A 26,328-nucleotide genomic window follows, 5' to 3' on the forward strand; every position below is an offset into this window, starting at 1 on the left:
GCGGGTTCATTTCATTGGCTTTTTCCGCTAGAAGAGAAAAAAGCAACAGGCATTCGGACAAACCCACCTATGACGCGGGTTTTCCCCATATTCAAGGACAAGCTTCCCATGAGACTGCTGGACCGGATCGGTGAGGACCTGCCATTCCTGACGGAGCTTCGTCATGATCTGCACGCGCATCCGGAACTGGGTTTCGAAGAGGAAAGAACCAGCGCCATCGTCGCCGATCTGCTCGAGCGCGCCGGGCTGAAGGTGCATCGCGGTCTCGGCGGTACCGGCGTTGTGGGCACGTTGCAGGTGGGTAACGGCACCCGCAGCATTGGTCTTCGCGCCGACATGGATGCTCTCGCCATGCCTGAGGTGCCCGAGCGGCCCTATAAATCGAAATTTCCCGGCAAGATGCATGCCTGCGGCCATGACGGCCATACTGCCATGCTGCTGGGTGCCGCGCGTTACCTCGCCAAGACTCGCGACTTTTCCGGCACCGTGCATTTCATCTTCCAGCCGGCCGAAGAGGGCCGGGGTGGCGCGAAAAAAATGGTGGAAGACGGGCTGTTCGACCTGTTCCCCTGCGATGCGGTCTATGGCCTGCACAATATGCCGGGGCTAGGGCTTGACGAAATGGCCGTGGTGGAAGGCCCGCAGCTTGCCTCTTCCGACAGCTGGCGTGTCACCTTCAAGGGCATCGGCACCCATGGTGCCAAGCCACATCTCGGCCGTGACCCCATAACGGCGGCGGGCACCTTCCTCGCCTCGCTGCAAACCATCGTCGGCCGCGTCATCGATCCGCTGCAACCGGCCGTGGTCAGCGCCTGTTCGGTGCAGGCGGGCGACCCGAAGGCGCTCAACGTCATTCCCGATCTCGTCGAAATCGGCGGTACGGCACGTGCCTATGCGGCAGATGTGCGCGACCAGCTGGAGGCGGAGATCGGCCGGCTGGCCAAAGGCACGGCGGCGATGTTCGGCATCGAGGCGCAGTACGACTTCATCCGCCGCATTCCGCCCGTCATCAATGAGGTGGACGCGACGAAGAGGGCGCTGCGCGCCGCAAAAACAGTGTTCGGCACCAAGGCCCGCACCACCTTCCCGCCCTCGACCGCCGGTGACGACTTCGCTTTCTTCGCCGGCGAAGCCCCCGGCTGCTACGTCTGGCTCGGCAACGGCCCGGCGGTGGATGGCGCGCTGCACCACAATACCTCCTACGACTTCAACGATGCGGCCATCGTGCCCGGCGTGGCGTTCTGGGCGACATTGGTGGAGCAGGAACTGGCGGCGGAGTAGCCCCATTTTGCTGCCTGCCGTTTTTCGACCGGCGATACCTCGGACGCTTGTGGCGAATCACTGGGCGCGGTAATTTCTGCGCGCAGGCGCAACCCACGCCTCCCCCCTCCTTTCGGGGAAGCATTCGACATGCGGGGTAATATCATCATCGAACCGTCTGTTCGGGCATTCGCATAAGGAGGGATTGCGTTTCAGACCCGAAATAGAGGTCTTTTGATGAAACTTTCTACTCCGATTTTTCAGTTAAAACGGCGGGCCAAACTCATGGTCCGAAACAATGCCATTCCCCTGCACGAAGCACTGGACCAGATCGCGCGCGAGGAAGGATTTGCACGGTGGAGCCTGCTGTCCGCTCACGTTGCGGCGGGCTCCTTATCCGAAAACCTGTTCTCCCGCATCGTGCATGGCGACATGCTTCTGCTTGCCGGCCGCCCAGGCCAGGGCAAGACAGCGCTTGGTTTTGAACTTTTGCGCGCGGCAGCCGAGGACGGACGGCAGTCTGTTCTGTTCACGCTCGAAATGACGGAGCAGCAGGCGCGAAAGCGAATCGAAAAACATGCGGCCGGAAAAAGAGAAACCGAGATCGTGACATCGGACGAGATATGCGCGGATTACATCATCCGCCATTTGTCACCGGCCAGACCCGGCACCTTTGCCGTGATCGATTATCTGCAGATACTCGACCAGCAGCGGCGCAAGCCGGACCTGTCGCAACAGGTAACCGCCCTTGGCGAATTCTCACAGAAGACCGGCGTCATTTTCGCATTCATCTCGCAGGTTGACCGCTCGTTTGATCCTGAAAACAAGCGGCTTCCCGATATGCGCGATATCCGCCTGCCCAACCTGCTGGATTTGGGCCTCTTCACCAAAGCCTGCTTTTTGCATAATGGCGAAGCGCAGCTTCACAATGTGAACTGACAGGCCCCGGCTGCCACGACGACGACATCGCGGCAGCCGGTCCTGACGTTATTATCGTAAAACCTCGATGACCGGGCTTTCCATCACCTTCCCCGTCAACACATCGGCAATGCCCATATCCGTCTGGTGCGGGCCGATATTGCAGGCGAGCGTGGCGCCGAAGCAGGCCTTGAAGACGAGATAGGGCGGCTGCCATTCCACCACCTTGCCGACGGCTTCGCGCAAGTCCTCGAAAGCCCGCGCCACCTCTTCAAGCGGCGCATCGGATACGAGGCCGGAGAGCGGCAGCGGGAGGATCGCGGTGACCTTGCCTTCGGAGGCAACGGCCATGCCGCCGCCGGTGCCGATCACCGCATTGGCGGCGAGCGCCATGTCCTCTGCGTTGCCACCGAAAACGGTAAGGTTGTGGCTGTCATGCGAGACGGTGGTGGCGAAGGCGCCGTTCCATGTTCCCCAACCGGTGAGGAAGCCGGTTTTTGTGGTGGGCTCGGCCATACCGTGGCGGTGGGTGACGGAGATCATCGTCGTCCCTTCGGGCGGAACGACAAAACCGTCCTTCACGTTGGCTTCCGTCTCACCCCATTGCGTGAAACGCGGGCGGTCGATGGTGGCGAGGCGTACCTTCGCGCCCTCGGATTTTACCCTGACATCATCGGCCATGCGTGGCGGAAGCTTCATCGAGCCTTCGAGCGCCGTCGTGTCGCATGCGGGAATGTCGACCAGCATACGGCCATCTTCCGCAACGGGCCTGCCGCTTACGAGCACATGACGGGCGGTAAAACCGCTCAAATCCTCGAAAACGACGATATCAGCACGGCGACCGGCGGCGATGAGGCCGAGATCGGAACGGCCAAGCCTTTGCGCAGCGTTCAGCGTCGCGGCGCGCAGCGCCCATTCGGGCTTCATGCCATAACGCACAAGACGGCGCACCACATCATCCAGCCCGCCGCCCTGCAACAGGTCGTCAGGGAAAACATCGTCGGTGCAGAGCGTCACCGTCTGCGGCAGGTGGCCGAGCTTATTCAGTGCCTCCACGAATTCCGGCAGCAGGTGATCGTGCGAGCCGCGCAGCTCGATCGTCATTCCCGCCCTGAGCTTTGCCATCAGGTCTTCGCCCGAGACAAGCTCGTGATCGGAAGAAACGCCCGCCGCCATGAAGGCATTGAGATCGGCGCCACCAAGACCGCGCGCATGGCCGCAAACCAGCTTTTCCACGGCGAGCCCGGCCTGGACGATGCCGCTCATGCGCGGATCGCGCTCGATGACGCCGCGCATGTTCATGATTTCCGCAATTCCGCCAATTTCCGGCCAGGAGAGGAGATCAGCGAGAATGGTGGCATCGAAATCCGCACCGCCACGCTCCAGCCCCGGTGCTGACGGCACGCAGGAAGGGGCGAGCAGAATGGCGCGCAAGGGCAGGTTTTCGATCGCCTTCGCCGCCCAGCGCACGCCATCGACACCATGCACATTGCCGAATTCATGCGGGTCCCAGACGATGGTGGTGACGCCGCGGGCGACAACCGCTGCCGCATAGGCGGCCGGCGTGATCATCGAGCTTTCGATGTGCATATGCGTGTCGATCAGCCCCGGCGAGACATAGGCCCCGCCCGCGTCGATCACCTGCGCGGCATCGCTGCGGCTTGCCGGTTCGTGAACGCTGGCGATCAGCGCTCCGACAATGCCGATATCGGCAGGGCGAAGCTCGCCCGTCACCACATCCACCAATGTTCCGCCGGTGATGAGAACATCAAAACGCTGATCACCACGCGCGGCGGCAACCGCACGGGTGCGCAAGGTGTCATCGTTGAGATCGGCAGGTTCCGCCAGGCGGATTTGCGCGCTCATCGCGCCGCCTCCCGGCGCAATGCTTCCAATATGGCGGCCTTTGCGGCTCCAGCATCAACGGTCACGGCAAACTGGGCGTTAAAGTCTGTCACCTTCTCCGCGCGTGTCTCGACCACGGTTCTTCCCCGCGTCAGCGAGGCATGAAGTTCGACATCGATGCGCGCCTGCTGCCAGCCGAGATGATCGGAGGTAAAGCCGACTGCGGCGACGGGATCGTAAAGCGCCATGGCAGCCCTACCGCGACTGGTGGCAATGCCGATGAAACCATCAAACAGATCGGCAATAAGGCCCGCATTCCTGCCGTCGGCGGTGCGGATCGGCAGGACATCGGCGGGCGAGGCCATGACCTTGCGGCAGGCATCGAGATCGACCATGCGCAGCGGCAGGCCATGGGCGAGCACGATTGCCAGTGCCTCGGGATCGGCGAAGGCGTTGAATTCGGCCGATGCCGTGTGGTTGCCGCTGGTAAGCCCGCCCCCCATCCAGGTGAGGTCGGAAATTCTGGCGGCAAAATCGGGCCGCGCAAGACAGAGGGCAGCGATATTGGTGAGCGGGCCGAGCGCGAGGATGCGCTTTTCGCCTTCACCCTCCAGCCAGTTGCAGAGAGCGGTAAAGGCATCGCTTTTTGGCAGAGCCGGCGCATCCGGCAAGCTTTGGCCGGCGGTCGGAATGCCGCTTTCACCGAGGATGGACTGCGCGGTTTCGAGCGCGCCGAGGACGGGCATGGCGCGGCCCTGATGGATCGGCATCGACCAGCCGAAGCTTGCTACGGCGCCTGCGGCATTGCGGCAGACCGCATCCAGCGTGGCATTGCCGAACACCAAAGAGATGCCGTCGATTGCGAGGCCCGCCGATTGCACCACCATGATGGCGGCGATATCGTCAAAGCCCATATCGGTATCGATCCACACGCCCATCGTCAGTTGAACACCTTGAGGCTTGCCGCTTTTTCGACCGGCAGATCGAAGGCGAGCGTATCACCGATGGCGTGCGCAGCAAGGGCGGCGTCGGTTTCTGCCTTGATGGGGCCAAGCGGCGTGTCCAGCAGATATTCGCGGCTGTTGCCGGCAAAGGATGTGCCGCGCACGGTTCCCTGGAAAGGACCTGAACCAAGGGTTACCATGCGCGGCCGCCAGGCCAGTCCAGATGCTGAAGGGACTGGTCCGGTAAGTGATGTCTTGCCGTTTGCGGTTTTCAACGCGCCGTCTTCCAGCGCGAAGATGTTTTCGAAGCCGACGAAGTCAGCCACGAAGGACGAAACCGGCGCGTTATAAATTTCCTCAGGCGTGCCGATCTGCTCAATCTTGCCGCCCTTCATGACGACAATACGGTCGGCCAGCGCCAAAGCCTCGATCTGGTCATGGGTGACGAAGATCATCGTCACGCCGGTTTCTTTCTGCACGCGCTGCAATTCGGTGCGCATTTCAAGGCGCAGGCGGGCATCGAGGTTGGAGAGCGGCTCGTCGAGCAGCAGCACCTTTGGCTCCATGACCATGGAGCGCGCCAGCGCCACGCGCTGCTGCTGGCCGCCGGAAAGTTCCGCCGGCTTGCGGGAGGCGAAATTGGACAAGCCCACCGATTTCAGGCCGGAGGCGACCTTGTCGTCAAGCGTCTTGCCGCTCATGCCCTTAAGTTTCAGGCCGAAGGCGACGTTTTCGTAAACAGTCAGATGGGGGAATAGCGCATAGGACTGGAACACCAGCCCGACGGCACGCTTGTTGGCCGCGACGCGGGTAATATCGGCGCCATCGAGATCAATACGCCCGCCTGCCACCGGCATCAGCCCGGCAATGGCGCGCATCGTCGTTGTCTTGCCGCAGCCGGAAGGCCCAAGCAGCGCGAGAAGCTCGCCCTTGCGGATATCGAGATCGAGATCCTTGACGGCGATGCTGTTGCCATAAGCGAGCGAGACTTTGTTGAGCGAAAGATAATTTGCGTCAGACATAACGGGAGAACCCCAGGAAACGTTCGGCCATAAAGACGATGCCGATGGAAAGGAAGGCGAGCAGCGAGGAAAGGGCTGCAACGGAAGGATCAAAGACGATTTCCATGTAACCCAGCATATCGATGGGCAATGTGCGCACGCCGGGACCGGAGAGGAACAGCGATACCGGCACCTGGTTGAAACTCGTCACGAAACCGAGAATGAAAGCCGACAGGATGCCACCGCGTATATTGGGCAGCACCACCCGGAAAAAGGCACCAAGCCGCGACGAGCCAAGCAGCACCGCCGCCTCCTCTATATCGGAGCGCAGGTTGTTGAGGCTGGCCGATACCACCCGCACCGCATAAGGCAGGATGAGCGCAGTGTGAGCTAGAAACAGGGCAAGCGTGATGCCGATGCCGAAGGGCACGACGAAATAGCGCAGCAGCGCAAGGCCGACGATGATGCCGGGCACGATGATCGGCGCGGAAACGATGGTGCGCACGGTTTCGGCAAAAGGCAGCTTGTAGCGCGACATGGCGTAGGAAGCGGGAATGCCGAGGATGAGCGCCGTGAACGTGCCGCCGATGGCAAGGAACATCGACATGGCAAAGCTCTCGCGGAAACTCTCGACCGTGAAGACCTTGGCGATCCATTTCAGCGAAAAGCCCTGCGGCGGAAAGGCGAGCGTATCGCCGGCCGAAAAAGAGGCGGCAACGATGATGAGGAACGGCCCGATGAGGAAACCGACGACAAGAAGGAGCGTGAGCGGAATGAAGAGCTGCCGGGTCATTTCTTGTTCCTTGCGGTGGCAATGCGCTTCAAGAGGATATTGGCGGCAAAGCTCATGACGATCAGAATGAAGGCGATGACACTGGCGGCGACGAAATTATTGGAGACCGTGACCTGCTGGTAAAGCAGGGTTTCCAGCATCAGCACCTTCGAACCACCGAGAATGGCTGGCGTGATATAGGCCGTCAGCGAACCGGTGAAGACCAGCGTGCCGCCGACGACCAGCCCTTCCTTGGTGAGCGGCAGGATGACCTTCCAGAACACCTGAAACCAGTTTGCGCCGAGCACGCGGGCAGCGGCGATCGTGTCCTTCGGCATGTTTTCCAGCGCGCTGATGAGCGAGATGATCATCAGCGGCAGGAACAGTTGCAGAAGGCCGATGAAAACGGCCGTTTCGGAAAACAGGATGCGGATCGGCGCGTCGCTCAGGCCCACCGCCTGCAGCGCCTGATTAACGATGCCGGTTCTGCCGAGAATGACGATCCATGCGTAGGTACGGGCAACCGGCGAGATCATCAGCGGCAGCACGACGAGATTGACCACATGGCCTTTCTTGCCCGGCGATAAGTTGATGATGGCAAACGCCGCCGCATAACCCACCACGGCCGAGACGACGGTAACAAGCGCGCCGAGTTTGAGCGTACGCAGGAAAACCGTCTGGTTCAGCGGATCGGAAAAGAAGGCGCCATAGGCCGACAATGTCCAGCCGTCAGCGGTGCGGAAGCCCTCCGACAGAAGCATGAAGACCGGCACAAGAAAGACCGCCGCCGCGAAAATTGCGGCGGGCAATGCAAGCGCCAGCGCTTCGGCCCGGTTCTGAAACATCGGTTTATTCCCTGAACGGCTCCAAGGCCGGTTGTTATGGCAGCCGGAAGGATCGGCCTGCGAAAAAGAGGGTGGAAAAGCGGTCAGGGGACGACCGAACCGCTTTTCCCGGAATGGAGCCGCCCTCGCGGACGTTTCGATGCCCCATTCCAAATGGTGAAAGGACTTACTGGCCGACCTTGGAATTCCACTCCGACAGCCACTTGTCGCGGTTATCGAGCGTCACGTCGGACGGAATGAGCTGCAGGCTGCGGGCGGTCTCGTCACCATAGGTGATGTTGTTCGCCACCTCGTCGGACACCTTGACCTCCTTATTGGTCGGGCTGTCCACCAGCTTTTCAGCCAATGCCTTCTGAACGTCGGTCGACAGCCAGAAATCCATGAATTGCAGCGCAAGCTCCTCGTTCTTTCCGCCCTTCGGCACGACGAGCACGTTCATGCCGCCGGTCTGGCCTTCCTTGGGCGTTGCCCAGGCGAGCGGCAGATCGAGCTTGGTGAAAGGCGCCCAGGAGAAGCGGCCGATGGGGGCTGCCCAGATTTCTTCCTGCTGCATCAGTTGCACCAGCTGCGATGACTTGACGTAGAAGGTGACGATATCGTCCTTCTTCTCACCCACGGCCGCGATGGCGCCGGCAAGATCAGGCGTATCCTTGCCAATCGCCTTGCCGAGCATGTAAAGCGCCGGCGGGCCCTGATTTGTGGTGACATTCGGGAAGGCGACGTGATCGACAATGCCGTCCTTCAGGAGATCGGCCCAGCTGTCGATCTCCATCTTGTCGGTGCGGTAGACGATGGACGTTGCGTAGAAATTGACGCCGACGCTCATGCCGTCGCCATTCGGGTCCTTGGCGATGTCATAGAGCTTTTCGATATTCGGAACCTTGGACGCATCGATCTTCTGGATCAGGTCCTTGCGGGTGGCTGATAGCGCATCGGCCATGGAGACGATGGCGAGATCGACCACCGGATTGGCCTTGTTGGCTTCCATCTTGGCAAGACGTTCGACGCTGTTGCCGGTTTCGACCACCAGCTTGCAGCCGCATTTTGCTTCAAACGGCGCATAGACCAGTTCCTTGAATTCGTCCTGCGCGAAGGCGTAGACCGAGATCGTCAGCGTCTTGTCCTGCGCTTGCGCCGCTCCCATCGTCAGCATCAGGGCGGTGCCCGATGCAAGAATGATTTTTTTCATGGTGTGAGTTCTCCTGCTGTCGTTTTTTTGGCTTCAATCGCATCATGCTTTGTCTTGCCGGTGGAACCGCGCATGATCAGCGCCATCGGTACTTTCGAGATTTCCGCCGTCACATCGATGGCGACGCCGTTGTCGCCGGCGCTGTCGATGGCGCGCAGCAGCGCCCCGACGGCCAGATCAGCGATGCGCCCCATATCCATGCGCATGGTCGTGAGCGGCGGGGTGACCACGGCGGAAAAGATGAGATCGTCAAAACCGGTGACGCTTGCCTCCTCCGGCACATCGATGCCCTCACGCTGCAATTCGGTGAGCGCCCGCAGCGCATGGAGGTCGGAAATGGCGGCAAAGGCGGTGAAACCATCCGCCACCAGATCGGCAAGCCCCAGCCGGCAGCCCGCACCGTCAGCCTCTTCGATGCTGTCGATCCAGAGCGTCCGGGTCACACAGGCCTTGCCGAGACCATCGCGAATGCCGCCGAGACGGTCGTTCTGCACGTTGGAATCGCGGTTCTTGCCCACCAGCACCACCTTGCGGTGGCCGAGGTTTGCGAGATAGTCGCCCACCTGCCGGCCGCCATCCCAATGGTCGGCAGCGACGGTGTTTCCGGGCGTAGAAGGGCTGTCGATGATGGCGACAGGGCAATCGACGCCGGAGATGCGCGTGCCCCGGCGAGGAACGATGACCATGCCGTCCACTCCGCGCTCGATCAGCCGGTTGATGGCGTCAGTCTGCATGGCGATCTCGCCGCGCGCATCGGCAATCAGCACGCCATAACCGGCAGAGACTGCTGCTTTTTCGATGGCCTGTGCGATCTGTGGGAAAAGAGGGTTGGCGATATCAGGCAGGACGAGCCCGAGAACCCCTGATCTGCCGGTGCGCAACGCCCTGCCCGCCGAACTCGGCACATAGCCCAATTCACTTGCCGTCTTGCGAATGCGCTCCACCAGATCGGGCGAAACACGGCCCTTGCCGGAGAGCGCATTGGACACCGTTGCCACCGACACGCCGAGTGCCGCTGCTATCGCGCTCAGATTGGTGGCAGGCCGTGACGACGCCATGGATGGTCCGGAAAGGCTGATTAAACGTTTAATCAGGATAAGCGAGGCGCGCCCTGCTGTCGAGTCCTTCGCCGGCGAAATGCGGCGAAAAGCTGGGCACAAGGGTTAAATGCCCGAAAAAAGAGCGATTATTTTTACAAGGCCTGGGTGCTGGCTGCGCGATAAGCCTCGACCTGACGCACCAGCCAATGCCGAAACAGCACGACAGGCGCGTGATTGGCACGCGAAAGCGGCGCCACCGCATAATAGGAACTGGGGCTTCTCGCCTGATGATCGAAGGCTTTCACCAGTTGCTTGGATTTCAGCTCGTTATCGATCAGGAACAGCGGCATCAGCGCCACGCCAAGCCCGGCAATGCAGGCCTGCGCCACGCTGGAGAATTGCTCGAAGCGCATGCCCTGCGGCAGCACGAGCGACAGGCCAAGGCTTTCGAACCAGTGGCCCCAGGCTCCCGGCCGCGAGGCCATATGCAGCAATGGCAGGGCGGCGATATCCTCGCCCTTTTCCACCGGGTGGGCGCTGAGGAATTGCGGGCTGCAAACCGGCGCGACCATTTCATGCATGAGAAAGGTGCTTTCCGCCCCCGGCCAGTCGGCCTGGCCGATATGGATCGCCATATCCAGCTGCTCGCGCTCAAAATCGAACTGGCCGATGCGGGTGGCGAAATTGATGGTGATTTCCGGATGGTTTGTCACAAAATCCGGGATGCGCGGCAAAAGCCAGCGGGTGCCGAAGGTGGGCAGCATCGCAAGGTTCAGCGTATTGCCATGCGTTTTGGTCATGATCTGCAGCGAGGCGGAGCGTATCTCGCCAAGCGCCGCCGCGATCGATTTTGCGTAAGCACTACCCTCGGTCGTCAGCGACACTCCGCGCGCGCCGCGTTCGAACAGGCGCACGCCAAGCTGTTCTTCCAGTGACATAACCTGACGGCTGATCGCCCCTTGCGTCAATGCAAGCTCATCGGCAGCGGCTGAAAAGCTGCCAAGCCGGGCAACGGAATCAAAGGCGGCAAGCGCACTGGTGGAGGGCAGGAGTTTACGGCTGAGAGACGTCATGACCTATTACTATAGGTAATGCAAAAATGAGTAAACATGGCTTGTGCGCGACGGCTGGGATAAGAATAATCCGGGCAGCAAATCCGGAGGCACACAGTGAGCGAACGCGCAGCATTTAATTGGCAGGACCCTTTTCTGCTCGAAGACCAACTGACCGATGACGAGCGGATGATCCGCGACAGCGCCGAGGCCTTCGGCAAATCCGAACTGCTGCCGCGCATCTCGGAAGCCTATCTTTCCGAAACCACCGAACCGGAACTCTTCCGCCTGATGGGCCGCACCGGCCTGCTCGGCGTCACCCTGCCGGAAGAATATGGCGCCGCCAATGCCAGCTACGTGGCCTATGGTCTGGTCGCCCGCGAGGTGGAGCGGATCGACAGCGGTTACCGCTCGATGATGAGCGTGCAGTCCTCGCTCGTCATTCACCCGATCTTCGCTTACGGCTCGGACGAACAGAAGAAGAAGTACTTGCCGGGCCTCGTTTCCGGCGAGCTGATCGGCTGTTTCGGCCTGACCGAGCCGGATGCCGGTTCCGATCCGGGCGGCATGAAGACCCGCGCCGAAAAGATCGAGGGCGGTTATCGCCTGCGCGGTTCGAAAATGTGGATTTCCAACGCGCCAATCGCCGATGTCTTCGTCGTCTGGGCGAAATCCGAAGCCCACGACAATGAGATCAGGGGTTTCGTGCTGGAAAAGGGCATGAAGGGTCTTTCCGCCCCCAAGATCGGCGGCAAGCTTTCGCTGCGCGCCTCGATAACAGGCGAGATCGTCATGGATGGCGTGGAAGTCGGCGAAGACGCGCTGCTGCCTGACGTTTCCGGCCTGAAAGGCCCGTTCGGCTGCCTCAACCGCGCCCGCTACGGCATTTCCTGGGGCGTGATGGGCGCTGCTGAAGATTGCTGGTTCCGCGCCCGGCAATATGGTCTCGACCGCAAACAGTTCGGCAAGCCGCTGGCCGGCACGCAGCTCTACCAGAAGAAGCTCGCCGACATGCAGACCGAGATCGCACTCGGCCTACAGGCATCGCTGCGCGTCGGCCGGCTGATGGACGAACACAAGATGGCGCCGGAAATGATCTCCATCGTCAAGCGCAACAATTGCGGCAAGGCGCTGGATATCGCCCGACAGGCCCGCGACATGCATGGCGGCAACGGCATCCAGATCGAATATCACGTCATGCGCCACGCCCAGAATCTTGAAACGGTGAATACCTATGAGGGCACGCATGACGTGCACGCGCTGATCCTCGGCCGGGCGCAGACTGGCATTCAGGCGTTTTTCTAAGGTTTCATCCGCATCCCCTACACCGGGAAAAGGCCTTCGAAGTTCGCTTCGAAGGCCTTTTGTTTTCGAACTCCGATGCTGACGTTCCAAGCGCTTGGCGAGGGGATTGCAAGACCGGATGATATGGCTGATAGGATGCCGTTTCTCTCCGGTCCTGATTGACGAGGCGATGTTTGCGGCTTTGACCCGCCCGGTGAAACAAGGGGAAGATTATGGCGATCGTGCCGGCATCTCATAAGGACACCTTTCCCGATGCTGCACCGGCGGCCGTCTGGCCGTGGCCGGACAACAGCGGCGAATGCCATTGCCTCACCCTTCGCTATAACCCTGACGAAGAACCCGCCGCCGATATGGCCGCTTCGCTGCCGCCGCAGCTTCTGCGGGCAGTGCCCAAACGCAAGGTGGAGTTTCTGGCGGGACGCCGATGCGCAGCGGAAGCCATACGTCGCCTCACCGGGCAGGCAATATTTCCCGGAATGGGAGAGGATCGGGCGCCGATCTGGCCAGACGGCGTTGTCGGCGCGATTTCCCACAGCGGTGACCGGGCGATTGCCCTTGCCGGCGTCGGCAGCAGGTTTTGCGGCATCGGCATCGATATCGAGAAGCTTTTGAGCGAAGAGGAAGCCGGTGATATCGCAACGCAGGCCCTGACAAATCAGGAGCTTCACAGCCTCGGCAACGTCATCGATCCGTTCATGACCGGGCTGATTTTTTCGGCCAAGGAGAGCCTGTTCAAGGCGCTTTATCCAACTGTCAAACGGCTTTTCTTTTTCGAGGCGGCAGAATTATCCGCCTACGATGAGGAGGGTTCAGGAGCCCTGCGGCTGACCGCCGACCTGGACGGCGGATGGCGCAAAGGAACGGAGGTTCCCTTCCGTTTTGGCCATTTCGAAGGTCTTCTGCTCACCCGCGTCCTTCTCCCGCATTGAGAGAAATTGCACGATTCTGGTCTCCAAAATTCATATTTTAAGTCGTTCTTCCCGTCATCCGAGTGAAACACTCAGACGATACGCAGCCTGTTGGAATGATTCCAAACATTGAACGGTGGAGACAAGACATGACCGACATCGATACGAGCAAGCTGTCCTGGGACGCGTGGGACGAACTGCAAAATCCGCCGCCGGCCGAAACCGATTTTGACCGCGTGGTCGAAAGCGCGATTTCCCGCCGCGGTTTTCTCGGCGGCGTGCTTGCCTTCGGTTCGGCTGCGGCCGCCATGGGCACGCTTGGCAACCTGATGAGCAGCACATCGGCCGAAGCGGGGCAGGCAGCCACCTCGCGCTTCCAGTTCAAGCCGGTGGCGGCCGCGACCGACCACACCATTCACGTTCCGGAAGGCTATAGCTGGAAGCCGGTTGCCAAATGGGGCCAGCCGCTGTTTTCCAACGTCCCCGATCTCGACCCCGCCAAGGGCGTCAGCGTCGAAAACTCCGACAAGGTCTTCGGCGAGAACACCGATGGCATGGAACTGTTCATGGTCGGCGCGCATCAACTGATCGCCGTCAACCATGAATATGTGAACCCGGAAACCAACCTGCCGCATGCCGAAAAAGGCAATCCGAAGACGGCCGACGACGTGAAAATCCTGCAGAACATGCAGGGCGTCACCGTCATGGAAGTCGCCGAAGGTACCGATGGCTGGCAGATCGTTCTCGACAGCCCCTTCAACCGCCGCATTCATCACAACACACCGATGACGCTTTCCGGCCCGGCCGCCGGTTCCGATCTCGTCAAGACCGCCGCCGATCCAAAGGGTGTCGACTGTCTTGGCACCTTCAACAATTGCGGTGCCGGCCGCACACCGTGGGGCACCTATCTCACCTGCGAAGAAAACTTCAACGGCTATTTCGGCACCACCGATGTCGCCTTCAAGCTGCCTGACGATTACAAGCGTTATGGCATCGTCGCCGAGACACGTTATGCCTATGAGAAGTTCGATGCGCGTTTCGACGTCGCCAAGAACCCGAATGAGCCGCGCCGCGCCGGTTACGTGGTCGAGATCGATCCTTCGGACGCCAAGTCCACCCCGATCAAGCGCACTGCGCTTGGACGCATCAAGCACGAAAACGCAGCTGTAGTGATTGCCCGCGACGGCCGCGTCGTCGTTTATATGGGTGACGACGAGCGTGGCGAGTTCCTCTATAAATTCGTCTCCAACGGCATTTACGTGCCGGGCGGCGACACCTCCAAGCTGCTGGACGAAGGCACGCTCCATGTCGCCAAGTTCGCCGATGACGGCGCCGGCGAGTGGGTCGCTCTCACGCCGGAAACGACAGGCATGAAGATCGACGAAATCTGCGTCTTCACCCGCCAGGCCGCTTCCAAGGTGGGTGCGACGACCATGGACCGCCCGGAATGGGTCGCGATCAACCCGGTCGCCATTGAGGCCTATTGCGCGCTGACCAACAACAGCCGCCGCGGCGAAATGAAGGACGGCAAGCTGCGCGCCAATGCCGGCGGCGACGCCATGACCATCAATGCCGCCAACCCGCGCGAAAAGAACGAATACGGCCAGATCGTGCGCTGGTATCCGGAAAATGACGACCATGCGGACGCCAAGTTCAAGTGGGACCTGTTCTGCATGGCCGGCAACCCCACCGTTCACAAGGACGCCTATGCCGGGTCGGCAAACATCAACGAAGGCAACATGTTCAACTCGCCTGACGGCATGATGTTCGATTCGACCGGCCTGCTCTGGATTCAGACCGACGGCGAAGACAGCAATGAAGGCAATTTTGCCGGCCAGGGCAACAACCAGATGCTGGCGGGCGACCCGGCCACCGGCCGTATCGAGCGCTTCCTGACCGCCCCAAAGGGGTCCGAAGTCACCGGCCAGACCTGGTCCGGCGACAAGCGCACCCACTTCGTCGGCATCCAGCATCCCGATGCCCCCTTCCCGGACGGCGAAGGCAAGCTGCCGCGCTCGACGGTCATCGCCATCAAGCGCGACGACAACGCGAAGATCGGCTAACGTTTTGGCCTAAGCGGAACCGGATCGCGACAAACAGCTCTCCGGTTCCGCGATATTGGACGCCGTGCGCCCAAAGGACGCAGGGCGTTTTGTTGTCAGCGATCTCGGCATGTCGCTGGCGGGGTGATTTTTGGGCGCAATTCCAGAAATAATGTTGTAAATCGTCCGCTTGCCAAGCGAGGAGGGCGCCCATGCACGAGATAAGGGTCAAACGGATTTATGAGCCTGCCAGCGACGATGACGGTGCGCGCATCCTGGTGGACCGGCTCTGGCCGCGTGGCATGCGCAAGGAAACCGCACAACTTTCCATCTGGATGAAGGAGATCGCGCCGAGCAACGAATTGCGCAAGAATTTTTCCCATATGCCGTCACGCTTTGCGGAATTCATCCGCCACTATGACGCTGAACTGTCAGCCAACCCGGACGCCGTGGCGCGCATGAAGGCATTTATGGCCGAGGGGCGCGTGACACTGCTTTATGCCGCCCATGACACGGAACATAATCACGCCCTCGTTCTCGCCGACTATCTCCGTTCGCACTGAATCTCGCCGCCTCGCCCGCAGACCGAACTCTGTCTGCCCGGCAAGTTCTGCAGCTTTATTCGGCCGGCTTCGAGGCGGCGCTTTCGATATAGGCGATGAGATTGTCCAGATCTTCCGGTTTGCTGATGCCAGCCAGCGCCATCTTGTTTCCGGGTATTTTCTTTTTTGGCGCGCTGAGGAAATCCCGCAATTCTTCCTGGGTCCAGACGAGCCCGTCCTCACCCGCTTTTTTCATCGCACTCGAATAAGTATAATCAGGCACGCCGCCGGCTGCGCGTCCGATGATGCCGTTAAGCTGCGGGCCGACCCGGTTTTTGGCGCCCTCGCCGATGGCGTGACAGGCGGAACAGCGCTTGAAGACCGCCTCCCCCTTGGCAACATCGCCCTCCGAAAGAGCGGGGACCGTGGTGGCCGCGAGCATCGCTGCCGCGATGATTGATATATTGCGCATCGTGTCATCCTTGTCTTGCCGCATGAATGCGGCCCGCCCGGAAATGCGGACGGGCCGATGGTTTTCCGTTCAGGTCGTGCCCCAGGCAGGCGTGCCCTTCTTGTAGGGAACGCGGTCTTCGAAACCACCGGGAATCTCGTCGTAGACGAGGACTTCCGTCGCGCCGATCTTCGAGGTGAAGAAACCGAGCAGCGTCAACTGCTTGACGAGCGTGAAGGCATGCGGCTTTGCCGGCGTCTGCTCCGCCTTGGCCTGCTTGTCCAGCGCGGAGAGCAACGTCTGCTTTTGCTCTGTCGTCAGATCCAGAAAGCCCTTTTTATGGTCTGCCTGACTGCGTTTCTCTATTTCAGGGATTGCCGCAAGGAAAAGCGTCCGCTGCTCGTCGGTATAGCAATCGGCGGCATAGACCGCCATGAATGCACCCACTTCAGCATCCTTCGCACCCGGCGTGGAGGTGCGGGGAATGATGGTCTCCGCGACCTCGTCCAGAAACCGGATTTCCTCCGGGCTGAACACATGGCCGCCGGCGGCGGGCTTGGCGGCGTTTTCCGCAGCCGTGAGGACATCCGCGCCAATCAGCGGAAGGCCTGTGGCAATGGCTATCAGTTTCAAGAGTTCGCGTCTGTTCATCACAGGTTCCCCTTCTTGCGTTCGGAAACGGCAAAATCGGCGGCACGCGCCGTCAGCGCCATGTAGGTCAAGGACGGGTTGACGCAGGAGGCTGAGGTCATGCAGGCGCCGTCGGTGACGAAGACATTGGGTGCATCCCAGACCTGGTTATTGCCGTTGAGGACGGAGGTTTTCGAGTCGCGTCCCATGCGGGCGGTTCCCATTTCGTGAATGCCCATGCCGGGGGCGTAGGTACCCCGCGAGGGCTTGACGTTCTTGATGCCGACCGCCTCGAACATCTCGACGGCGTCATTGACCATGTCTTCGCGCATGTCGAGTTCGTTCTGCTTCATCTCGACATTCATGGAGAGGACCGGCAGGCCCCATTTGTCCTTCTTGTCATGATCGAGCTTCACGCGGTTGTCGTGATAGGGCAGCATTTCGCCGAAGGCGGTCATGCCGATGGTCCAGCCGCCGGGCTCCGTCAGCGCTTCCTTGTAGTCGGCACCGATATTGAGTTCGGCAATTTCCCGCTCCCAGCGCGAACGGCTGGCGGAGCCCTGATAACCGAAACCACGCAGATATTTGCGCTTGTCATCGCCGGTATTTCGGAAACGCGGAATGTAGAACCCCGCCGGACGGCGGCCCTTGAAGTAGAAGTCCTCGAAACCTTCCACCTGGCCGGTGGCGCCCATGCGGAAATGGTGGTCCATCACATTATGGCCGAGTTCACCGGAACTGCTGCCAAGCCCGCCGTCCCAGACGTCGGTCGCCGAATTCATCAGCACCCAGGTCGAGTTCAGCGTCGAGGCGTTGAGGAAGATGATGTCGGCGGTATATTCATAGGTCAGGTTCGTCTCGGCATCGATGATTTCGACGCCGCGCGCTTTCTTTTTGTCCTTGTCGTAGAGGATTTCCTTGACGATGGAGAAGGGCCGCAAAGTGAGATTGCCGGTGGCAACTGCCGCAGGCAGGGTCGAGGCCTGCGTGCTGAAATAACCGCCGAAAGGACAGCCCAACCGGCACTTGTTGCGGAACTGACAGCGGGTGCGCTCCTGATCAGGAAGTTCCTGGGTAATGTTGGCGCAGCGCGAATTGATGAGGTGGCGTGTGCCCTTGAACGCCTTCTTCAGCCGGCTCGCCACATCCTGCTCGACGAAATTGAGCGGAATGGGCGGCAGGAATTCGCCATCGGGAAGAATATCCAACCCCTCGCGGCTGCCGGAGATGCCGGCAAAACGCTCGACATAGTCATACCAGGGGGAGACGTCTTCATAACGGATCGGCCAGTCGACGGCGATGCCGTCTTTCGCATTGGCCTCAAAATCGGTCTGCGACCAGCGATAGGTCTGGCGCCCCCAGAGCAATGAGCGGCCGCCGACATGATAACCGCGGAACCAGTCGAAGCGCTTTTCCTCGACATAGGGCGTTTCCTGCTCATCGGCCCACATGCCGAGTGTTGCTTCTTCCAGCAGGTAATCGCGGCTGAGGACGGGATATTTCGCCTTCATCTCCTGCGTGGCGCGGTTGCGATGGGGATAATCCCAGGCTTCCTTGTCGGCATTCTGGTAATCGGTGACGTGCTCGATATTGCGGCCACGCTCCAGCATCAGGACTTTCAGGCCCTTTTGCGTGAGTTCCTTCGCGGCCCAGCCTCCACTGATGCCTGAGCCGACAACAATCGCATCATAATGATTGTCTGCCATGATAACTCCTCCGAGTGGTCTTTGGGAAAAACTCGACGAGACGAAGCGCTCCCCGTCGCAATGCGGCGGAAACTGGATATGCGTCTGTCGAACCTCATGCGCCCCGGCGAAACCCGCCGCCGGGGAGCGGTTCTGGTTTTACTGGCAGTGTTTACTGAAGGGTCGGAAGGCGTTCGTTCAGGAACGCGTTACCCTTGGTCACGACCGCTTCGGCATCGAGCGGAAGGTCGTGTTCAAGAATGAACCACTTGACACCGGCCTGCTTGGCCGCCGGCAGAATTGCCTTCCAGTCGAGAACGCCGGTTCCAAGCGTTGCAAAGCCGCGCTCGTTTTCCGCCGTGCCCGCAGGCGCATTGTCCTTGGCGTGGATGGCAAATACCCGGCCCTTTAAGGTGCCGAGGAATTCCGCCGGATCATTGCCGCTACGCGCCACCCAGGCGACATCGAGTTCGCTCTGCAGTTTCGGGCCAGCGGCATTGAGCAGCAGCTCAAGCGCCGTCTTGCCGTCGAACTTGACCATTTCAAAGTCGTGGTTGTGGTAAGCCATGGAGAGGCCCGCCGCAGACAGCTTGTCGGCATATCCACCAAGCTCCTTGCCGAAGGCGGTCCAGCCAGCGGCGTCCTTCGGGCGATCTTCCGGCTTCAGGAACGGCACGGTCACCACAGGATTGCCGACGGCCTTCTGCTCGGTGATAACCTCATCGAGGTTGCCGCGCAGCTTGTCGATCGGCACATGCGAGGAAATGACCTTGATCTTGTGCTTTTCCAGAAGCGCGTTCAGCTCACTGGCGCTAACCTTTTGCATATCCACCGTTTCAACGGCGGAAACGCCGGCGCGGTTGAGGATGGCAAGCTGCTCCTCAAGCGTTCCGGCGTTGCGCAATGTGTACATCTGCGCCGCAATCGGCAGCGTCTTGCTGTCATCGGCAAAAACCGGGTTTGCGATACCGGCCGCCAATGCGACGACAGCTGCCAGGCTTGCGAATTTTGACTTGAACGTTTTCAAACGCGTAACTCCCTTTCCGTTTGATCAATATGACGACACGCCCGCCATTGCCGGCCTCATGAACCGGGTCATGCCGGGCACAGCCTCAACTGCCCGCGCCGTCTCCTCCGATTGGCTGCGACCTAGATCTCGATCCCGACCCAGGTCGAGGTCTGGCTGGAGCGAACGGCCGCATCGATGAATGCGAGACCCGCAAGGCCGTCCTCCATGCCGGGGTAAATCACCTCCCCGGCGGCTGTTTCTCCCTCCCTCTTTGAGATGATTGCGTCTGCGGCTTCGCGGTAAATCGTCGCAAAACCCTCGAGATATCCCTCCGGGTGCCCGGATGGCACACGACTGACACGGTTTGCAGCGGCACCCGCACCCGCACCGTTGCGGGTAATCAGCCGCTTCGGCTCGCCATAGGGCGTGAACCACAGCTCGTCCGGCACACGGTGGTGCCATTCAAGCCCGCCCTTATCGCCATAGACCCGGAGCGACAGCGCGTTTTCATTGCCGACGGCGATCTGGCTTGCCCAGAGCATGCCCTTGGCACCGCTGTCGTAACGCAAAAGAATATTGGCGCTGTCATCCAGCAACCGCCCCGGCACAAAGGACGTGAGATCCGCATAAAGACTGCTGGGGATTTCACCCGTGACGAAGGCAGCGGCATTGAAGGCATAGGTGCCGATATCGCCGATGGCACCGCCGGCACCGGAGCGGCTTGGATCCGTGCGCCATTCGGCACCTTTTGCGCCGGTTTTTTCGACCGCTTCGGTCAGCCAGTCCTGCGCATATTCGGCCTGGACATGGCGCAGCTTGCCAATGGCGCCTTCAGCGATCATCTCGCGCATCTGCCGCAGCATGGCGTAACCGGTGTAGTTATGCGTCAGGACGAAAAGGCTGTCCGACGCCCTGACGATCTCGGCCAGTGCCTTGGCTTCCTCCAGCGTCGCGGTCACGGGTTTGTCGCAGATGACATGGATGCCGGCTTCGAGGAACGCCTTGGACGGAGCAAAATGCAGGTGGTTGGGGGTGACGATGGCGACTGCCTCAATGCCATCTTCCCGGCCGGCCTCAGTCGCCGCCATGTCCTCGAACGAGGCGTAGGAGCGCTCCGGCGCAATGCCGAGCAGGGTTGCCGAGGCAGCTGCACGCGCGGGATCGGAGGAAAGCGCACCTGCCACCAGCTCGTAACGGTCATCCAGCCGGGCCGCGATGCGATGCACCGCACCAATGAAGGCGCCCTGACCGCCGCCGACCATGCCGAGACGGATGCGGCGACTATCGAATTTCTTTGTTACGGAGGACATGACTATCCCTTTCAAAGTCCGAGAAGGCGACGATTGGCGGCGTCATCGATGCCGCTTTTGGCGAAATCGTCGAAAGCCCGCTCGGTCACACGGATGATGTGGTTTTCAATGAAGCCCGCGCCTTCACGCGCGCCGTCTTCCGGATGTTTCAGCGCGCATTCCCACTCCAACACCGCCCAGCCGTCGAAGTCATATTGGGTGAGCTTGGAAAACACCGCGCCGAAATCAACGTGCCCGTCGCCGAGCGAACGGAAACGGCCCGGCCGGTCAACCCAGCTCTGATACCCGCCATAAACGCCGGAACGGCCGGTCGGATTGAATTCGGCATCCTTGACGTGAAAGGCACGGATACGCTCGTGGTAGATGTCAATGAAGCCGAGATAATCCATCGCCTGCAGCACGAAATGCGAGGGATCATAGAGAAGGTTGGCACGCGGGTGATTGCCGGTGACCTCGAGAAAACGCTCGAAGGTGACGCCGTCATGCAGGTCCTCACCCGGATGCAGCTCATAGCAGAGATCGACACCATTCTCCTCGAAGGCATCCAGAATGGGTGTCCAGCGTTTGCCGAGCTCGGCAAAGGCCATTTCGACAAGGCCTGCCGGGCGCTGCGGCCACGGATAAACGAAGGGCCAAGCAAGCGCGCCTGAGAAAGTCGCATGGCTCTTGAGGCCAAGATGCTGCGAGGCTTTCGCCGCGCACTTCAGCTGATTGACGGCCCATTCCTGCCGCGCCTGCGGTTTGCCGTGCAGTTCAGCCGGTGCGAAACCGTCGAACATTTCGTCATAGACGGGGTGAACGGCGACGAGCTGGCCCTGAATATGGGTGGAAAGCTCGGTGATCTCGACGCCAATCTCGGCGAGGCGGCCTTTGATATCGTCGCAATAGGTCTTGGAGGCGGCGGCCTTTTCCAGATCGAAGAGTTTGGGGTCGGTCGGCACCTGAATGCCCTTGTAACCGAGCGAAGCCGCCCATTGGCCGAGATTGTCGAGCGTGTCGAAAGGGGCCTCGTTTCCGGCAAATTGCGCGAGGAAAATCGCCGGGCCTTTGATCGTCTTCATGTCCTTACACTCCTTGCATTCACAGTCTGGCCGCTACCGATGCGGCAGGCGGCAGGGCGCGACCGAGCCGCGCACCACGAGTTCCGTATCCAGCACGATGGTTTCGGCCGTGCGTTTGCCGTTCAGCCGGTCCACCATCAGCGCCATGGCCCTGCGGCCCATTTCCTGCCGGGGCTGACGCACCGTCGTCAGCGGCGGTTCGAAGGCATTGGCGAAGATGATGTCGTCGAAGCCGATGACGGAGACGTCAGCCGGAACCGAGAGACCCCTGCCCCGCAGCTCGCTGATCGCGCCAATCGCCATCTGGTCGCTCGATGCGAAGATCGCGGTGAAGGCGATGCCACCTTCGAGAAGACCGGCAATCGCCTGGCGGCCGGCCTCAATGCTGTAATCGCCCGTCACGACAAGTTCGTCGGCATAAGCGATACCGGCCCCGGCAAGTGCCGCCCGGTAACCATCGAAACGTTCCTGCGCCAGGCTTTCCGGAACGGGGCCGGCCAGATGCACGATCCTTTGATGCCCCGCAGCGATGAGGTGGCGCATGGCATTCATGGAGGCGGCACGGTTGTCCACCTTGACGGTCGGCAGCGCGAGGCCCGGCACCGTCTCCGACGCGATGACAATCGGCGGCAGCGCATCGGCTTGATCGAGAAGCTCGGACGGAAACTGTCCGGTCATCAATATCAGGCCGTCGGCATGTTTCTGCCTGACCATGTCGATATGGGTCGCCACGCGGTGTTCGTCATTGCGGGCGTCACCCATCAGGACCTTGAAACCTGCTTCGCCGGCTGCTTCTTCCACACCCTTGTAGATTTCGAGATAAAACGGGTTGCCGATATCTCGGACGAGAAGGATGACGGTGTTGTTGGATTGACGCCGGAAGCTTGCGGCCTGGGCGTTGGGAACGAAGTTCGCCTGCCGGACGGCGTCGAAAACCTTCTTTCGGGTTTCCGGGCGAACCTTGTCGGGTTGTTGCAGCGCCCGCGATACGGTCGCGATGGAAACGCCCGCGAGAGCTGCAACTTCCCTGATATTCGAACCTTGGTCTTTGCTCATCTGTCACACACGCAACTGCTTTTGGCGGCCATAAAGCAGCATCAGCGCTAGCAACGTGACACCGAATATGATCTGCCGTGCCCATACATCGAGGTTGAGCGTTATCAGTACGCTTTGCAGAATGGTGAGCGCAACTGCTCCGGCCATGGTTCCGACATATCCGCCCGCACCGCCGGCAAGCGAGGTGCCGCCGATGACAACAGCAATGATCGACGGAAGCACATACTGGTCGCCGACGGAGATGAAGGAGGTGCCGGTGTAACCGATGACGCAGACCCCGGTCAGCCCGGCGAACAGGCCGGACAGGCCGTAAAGCAACGTGCGGATCAGCGGGACAGGCAGTCCTACCAGCGTCGCCGCCCGCTCGTTAGAGCCGATGGCATAGATGGCGAAACCGAAGGCCGTGCGGCGCAGTACGAACAGCATGATCGCAGCAATACCAAGCCAGACGAAGAGCACGCCGGGAATGCCGAAAATGAGCGGCCGGTTGATGAAGCCCGCCAGCAGGGGTGCAGCCGCACCCGAAGGAACGCCCTGCGAATAGACCACCAGCCCGCCCTGAATGACCGCCGTCATGCCAAGCGTCATCACCAGCGGCGGAATGCGCACGAAGGTGATGCCGAGGCCATTGATGAGGCCAATCAGGAAGGGAATGCCGCCGGCAACCAGAATGGCAAGCGGAATGCCGGCATTCTGGCCATTCATCATATTGCCGGCAAGGACTGCGCCAAGCGAGATCATCGCGCCAACGGAAAGATCGATGCCTTCGCGCCCACCGAGGATGACGAGGTTCTGGCCCGCCGCGACAATGCCGAGAATGGCGGCAATCGTCAGCAGCCGCACGATCTGCGAGCCCTGCGCGAAGCCGGGCGACAATAGTTCGCCGACCAGCAGCAGGAAGGCTGATGCGCCAATGGCGATGGTCAGGGGATCGGTGATGATGGTTTTGAGTTGCAAGCCGGGATTGGTCATATCAACGCCTCGTCACCAGAACGCCGCCGGCCAGCGCCGTCAGCACGATCAAACCCTGCACCAATGTCTGGTACTCGAAGGGCAGACCCGCAAAGAAAATCACATTACCGATCATGCCGAGCACCAGCGCTCCGGCAATCGACCCGGTCGAGCTGCCGAAGCCGCCCGAAAGTGCGGTGCCGCCCAGAACCACGGCCGAGATGGAAGAGAGCGCCAGACTCGCACCGAGCAAAGGATCGCCCGAGGCTGTCTCGCCAGTCAGGCACAGAGCAGCCAGTGCCGAAAACAGGCCGGAAATCATGTAAGCACCGATACGGATGCCGGAGAGGCGCAAGCCCGTCTGGAAGGCGCCGGTGCGATTGCCACCCACTGCCAGCAGATGTGTATGGAAAGGAATGCGCGACACGATGAGCGTGAAAGCGATGCCCCCAATCAGCACCCACAGCACGAAGGGCAGGCCGACGAAGCTGCCGGAATAGGTCTGCCAATAGGCTTCGGGAACCGGAAGACCTGCCTGCGGCAGAACCCAGATCGCCAGACCGGCGAAGATGATGCCGGTTGCGAAGGTGGTGACAATCGGCTGGAAGCGCAGGCCGGATATGAAGAGGCCATTGACCAGTCCACACAGCAACCCGACAGCCGCACCCGCCGCCATGCCGGCGAAGACGGCACCGGTCGTGCCGCCGAGTGCGGCCACGACACTGACGGTAACGACATTGGCGAGCGCCACGATGCTGCCGACGGACAGATCGATATCTCCCGCCAGTATGACATAGGTCTGGCCGATGGCGACCAGGATCAACGGCAGAAATGTCGTCAGGTTCGATTGCAGCACGGAAGGCTGAACGAAGGACGGCTGCAGAAACGTGTTCACGGCGACGAGCACGGCCAGAACGACGAGGGTGATGATCCAGGGTTGCCTGCGCAGAACGCCTTGCGAATTCATGCGGCGTCTCCATAGGCGGCGCGGGTCATGTTGACGGATGTCATGTCGGCTCCGGTCAGTTCCGCAGAGATGCGTCCGCCGTTGAAGACAAGAATGCGGTCGGCATATTCGAGGATTTCCGCATCTTCCGAGGAATAGAGAAGAATGGTCGCACCGGCATCGGCCTGCTGCCGCATCAGCGCGAAGAGATCGGCCTTGGCGCCGAGATCGATACCCTTGGTCGGATCATCGAGCAGCAGCAGCTTGGGCGAAGTGGCGAGCCAGCGGGAAATGAAGATCTTCTGCTGGTTGCCACCCGAAAGCGTGCCGATCGGCATGTCCATGCCGGCAAATTTCGTCTTCATGTCATCCGCGACTTTCTGCACCCGCGGCTTCAGCGTTGCCGGCCGAACCAGCCGCATCTTTTCGCGCACCATCAGCGCGGCGACGAGATTTTCGAAGATCGACCGGCCCTGAAGGGAAGCATCGCGCCCACGGTCACCCGAGACATAGGCAAAACCGTTGTGAACCGCCTGCGAAGGCTTGCCGACGATGATTTCGCGGCCCTCGAACCGGACTTGCCCGGTTGCAAACGGACTGGCGCCGAAGAGGCCTTTCAGCAAGGCCGATTGTCCCTGCCCCTGCAGGCCGGCCAGACCGACGATTTCGCCCGGATAGGCTTCCAGAGAGACGCCGCGCACGCCTTCGCCCGCAACGTCAGTTACCTTGAGGCTGGGAACTGCGGCGGCCCGCCCCTGCTCGCGGGCGGGTGCGGCGCGGACATCACCGACCATATCGTGCACCACGGCTTCACGGGTGGTGGCAACGGTGTCGAGTTCGGAAATGGTCGCACCGTTGCGCATCACGGTAATGCGGTCGCAGACGGCAAAGACCTCGTCGAGACGATGGGAAATCATAATGGTGGAGACACCATCGGCCTTCTTGGCCCGGAGTATATCGAAAAAGCGCTGGGACTGGCGGCCATCGAGCGCCGCCGTCGCCTCGTCCATGATCATCAGGCTGGCATTCTGGGCGAAGACCTTGAGGATTTCGACGAGCTGGCGCTGATCGGGCGGCAGATTGCCGACGATTGCATCCGGCTCAAGCCCCTCGCCGGCCACACCATCAAACAGCGCAATCAGTCCGGCTGCCTCTGCCTTCAGTGCCTTGCCGTCCACGAAGATGCCGCGCTTCGGCTCGCGGCCGAGAAAGATGTTGTCGGCGACGGAAAGCTGCGGAATGAGGCTCAGCTCCTGATAAAACAGGGCGATACCGGAATTTTCGGCGTCGCGCGGACTTTTGAAGCGCACTTCCGCGCCGTTGAACCTGATGGTGCCGCTGGTCGGCGCGACCGCGCCCGCAACGATCTTGCAAAGCGTGCTCTTGCCGCAGCCATTGGCGCCCAGCAGCGCGTGAATTTCACCGCGACCAACGGTCAGCCTGCCGGCGGAAAGCGCACGCACGGCGCCAAAATTCTTCGTTATGCCGGCCGCTTCCAGAGCGTTCGCCATCGCATGTCCCCGAATAATGCTTGTCACAGGCGGACGGCCAAGGCCTGCTCCGCAC

Annotated in this window: 24 protein-coding genes; 6 read left to right on the top strand and 18 right to left on the bottom strand. The window is 60.8% G+C overall.

The window, feature by feature from the left end; translation table 11 throughout:
* Positions 1-108: 108 nt before the first annotated feature.
* Together GSF67_RS16805 and GSF67_RS16810 are read left to right on the top strand one after the other, a co-directional pair.
* On the top strand, positions 109-1,281 hold the full coding sequence (locus GSF67_RS16805; protein WP_035216430.1) for a M20 aminoacylase family protein: 1,173 nt from the start codon (positions 109-111) through the stop codon (positions 1,279-1,281).
* Positions 1,282-1,497: 216 nt separating this feature from the next.
* On the top strand, positions 1,498-2,199 hold the full coding sequence (locus tag GSF67_RS16810; protein ID WP_035216426.1) for a DNA helicase: 702 nt from the start codon (positions 1,498-1,500) through the stop codon (positions 2,197-2,199).
* A 51-nt stretch (positions 2,200-2,250) separates the two neighbouring features.
* On the opposite strand, the gene GSF67_RS16815 is transcribed toward GSF67_RS16810, so the two are convergent.
* The 8 genes from GSF67_RS16815 to GSF67_RS16850 all read right to left on the bottom strand — a co-directional run bounded on the left by GSF67_RS16815 (position 2,251) and on the right by GSF67_RS16850 (position 10,887).
* Positions 2,251-4,044 (bottom strand): adenine deaminase, encoded by a 1,794-nt coding sequence (locus GSF67_RS16815; RefSeq protein ID WP_006315566.1) that lies wholly within the window; start codon positions 4,042-4,044, stop codon positions 2,251-2,253.
* Positions 4,041-4,961 (bottom strand): nucleoside hydrolase, encoded by a 921-nt coding sequence (locus tag GSF67_RS16820; RefSeq protein WP_006315565.1) that lies wholly within the window; start codon positions 4,959-4,961, stop codon positions 4,041-4,043. The genes GSF67_RS16815 and GSF67_RS16820 overlap by 4 nt, the downstream gene beginning before the upstream one ends.
* A gap of 2 nt (positions 4,962-4,963) precedes the next feature.
* Positions 4,964-5,989, bottom strand: a complete 1,026-nt coding sequence (locus tag GSF67_RS16825; protein ID WP_006315564.1) for an ABC transporter ATP-binding protein — start codon at positions 5,987-5,989, stop codon at positions 4,964-4,966.
* Positions 5,982-6,761, bottom strand: a complete 780-nt coding sequence (locus GSF67_RS16830) for an ABC transporter permease (protein ID WP_006315562.1) — start codon at positions 6,759-6,761, stop codon at positions 5,982-5,984. Before GSF67_RS16830 ends, GSF67_RS16825 begins: the two co-directional genes overlap by 8 nt.
* The gene (locus GSF67_RS16835) at positions 6,758-7,585 is read right to left on the bottom strand and encodes an ABC transporter permease (RefSeq protein WP_006315560.1); all 828 of its coding nucleotides are present in this window, start codon (positions 7,583-7,585) and stop codon (positions 6,758-6,760) included. Before GSF67_RS16835 ends, GSF67_RS16830 begins: the two co-directional genes overlap by 4 nt.
* Positions 7,586-7,751: 166 nt before the next feature.
* The gene (locus tag GSF67_RS16840; RefSeq protein ID WP_006315558.1) at positions 7,752-8,774 is read right to left on the bottom strand and encodes an ABC transporter substrate-binding protein; all 1,023 of its coding nucleotides are present in this window, start codon (positions 8,772-8,774) and stop codon (positions 7,752-7,754) included.
* Positions 8,771-9,832: a LacI family DNA-binding transcriptional regulator gene (locus GSF67_RS16845; protein ID WP_006315554.1), complete on the bottom strand. Its 1,062-nt coding sequence runs from the start codon at positions 9,830-9,832 to the stop codon at positions 8,771-8,773. Before GSF67_RS16845 ends, GSF67_RS16840 begins: the two co-directional genes overlap by 4 nt.
* A 134-nt stretch (positions 9,833-9,966) precedes the next feature.
* Entirely contained in the window at positions 9,967-10,887 is a 921-nt protein-coding gene (locus GSF67_RS16850; RefSeq protein WP_006315552.1) for a LysR family transcriptional regulator, read from the bottom strand.
* A gap of 96 nt (positions 10,888-10,983) precedes the next feature.
* Here GSF67_RS16850 and GSF67_RS16855 point away from each other — a divergent pair, with 96 nt between their 5' ends.
* From GSF67_RS16855 to GSF67_RS16870, 4 genes are all read left to right on the top strand, one after another.
* Positions 10,984-12,171, top strand: coding sequence for an acyl-CoA dehydrogenase (locus GSF67_RS16855; protein ID WP_006315550.1), 1,188 nt, complete (start codon positions 10,984-10,986; stop codon positions 12,169-12,171).
* A gap of 212 nt (positions 12,172-12,383) precedes the next feature.
* Positions 12,384-13,100: a 4'-phosphopantetheinyl transferase gene (locus GSF67_RS16860; RefSeq protein ID WP_176072047.1), complete on the top strand. Its 717-nt coding sequence runs from the start codon at positions 12,384-12,386 to the stop codon at positions 13,098-13,100.
* Positions 13,101-13,228: 128 nt separating this feature from the next.
* Complete coding sequence (locus tag GSF67_RS16865) at positions 13,229-15,142, top strand: PhoX family phosphatase (RefSeq protein WP_006315546.1); 1,914 nt, start codon at positions 13,229-13,231, stop codon at positions 15,140-15,142.
* A 191-nt stretch (positions 15,143-15,333) separates the two neighbouring features.
* Positions 15,334-15,684: a DUF488 domain-containing protein gene (locus GSF67_RS16870; RefSeq protein ID WP_006315544.1), complete on the top strand. Its 351-nt coding sequence runs from the start codon at positions 15,334-15,336 to the stop codon at positions 15,682-15,684.
* A 55-nt stretch (positions 15,685-15,739) separates the two neighbouring features.
* On the opposite strand, the gene GSF67_RS16875 is transcribed toward GSF67_RS16870, so the two are convergent.
* From GSF67_RS16875 to GSF67_RS16920, 10 genes are all read right to left on the bottom strand, one after another.
* A complete protein-coding gene (locus GSF67_RS16875; RefSeq protein ID WP_035216428.1) occupies positions 15,740-16,135 on the bottom strand; it encodes a cytochrome c family protein in 396 nt (131 codons plus the stop codon).
* 69 nt (positions 16,136-16,204) lie between these two features.
* The gene (locus GSF67_RS16880) at positions 16,205-16,765 is read right to left on the bottom strand and encodes a gluconate 2-dehydrogenase subunit 3 family protein (RefSeq protein ID WP_006315541.1); all 561 of its coding nucleotides are present in this window, start codon (positions 16,763-16,765) and stop codon (positions 16,205-16,207) included.
* Entirely contained in the window at positions 16,765-18,450 is a 1,686-nt protein-coding gene (locus tag GSF67_RS16885; RefSeq protein WP_006315540.1) for a GMC oxidoreductase, read from the bottom strand. The genes GSF67_RS16880 and GSF67_RS16885 overlap by 1 nt, the downstream gene beginning before the upstream one ends.
* 151 nt (positions 18,451-18,601) lie before the next feature.
* Positions 18,602-19,456 carry a sugar phosphate isomerase/epimerase gene (locus tag GSF67_RS16890; RefSeq protein ID WP_006315537.1) on the bottom strand — a complete coding sequence of 285 codons (855 nt, stop codon included), beginning with the start codon at positions 19,454-19,456 and terminating at the stop codon, positions 18,602-18,604.
* Positions 19,457-19,578: 122 nt separating this feature from the next.
* Entirely contained in the window at positions 19,579-20,748 is a 1,170-nt protein-coding gene (locus GSF67_RS16895; protein WP_176072048.1) for a Gfo/Idh/MocA family protein, read from the bottom strand.
* Between the two features lie 11 nt (positions 20,749-20,759).
* On the bottom strand, positions 20,760-21,809 hold the full coding sequence (locus GSF67_RS16900; protein WP_006315535.1) for a sugar phosphate isomerase/epimerase: 1,050 nt from the start codon (positions 21,807-21,809) through the stop codon (positions 20,760-20,762).
* A gap of 33 nt (positions 21,810-21,842) precedes the next feature.
* Positions 21,843-22,865: a LacI family DNA-binding transcriptional regulator gene (locus GSF67_RS16905; RefSeq protein ID WP_006315534.1), complete on the bottom strand. Its 1,023-nt coding sequence runs from the start codon at positions 22,863-22,865 to the stop codon at positions 21,843-21,845.
* A 3-nt stretch (positions 22,866-22,868) separates the two neighbouring features.
* On the bottom strand, positions 22,869-23,837 hold the full coding sequence (locus tag GSF67_RS16910) for an ABC transporter permease (RefSeq protein ID WP_006315533.1): 969 nt from the start codon (positions 23,835-23,837) through the stop codon (positions 22,869-22,871).
* Between the two features lies 1 nt (position 23,838).
* Complete coding sequence (locus GSF67_RS16915) at positions 23,839-24,783, bottom strand: ABC transporter permease (RefSeq protein ID WP_006315532.1); 945 nt, start codon at positions 24,781-24,783, stop codon at positions 23,839-23,841.
* On the bottom strand, positions 24,780-26,273 hold the full coding sequence (locus tag GSF67_RS16920; RefSeq protein ID WP_006315531.1) for a sugar ABC transporter ATP-binding protein: 1,494 nt from the start codon (positions 26,271-26,273) through the stop codon (positions 24,780-24,782). The genes GSF67_RS16915 and GSF67_RS16920 overlap by 4 nt, the downstream gene beginning before the upstream one ends.
* Positions 26,274-26,328: the final 55 nt, after the last annotated feature.

Origin of the sequence: Agrobacterium sp. CGMCC 11546, from assembly GCF_013365515.1 — a bacterium.
Classification (GTDB): Bacteria; Pseudomonadota; Alphaproteobacteria; order Rhizobiales; family Rhizobiaceae; genus Agrobacterium; species Agrobacterium fabrum.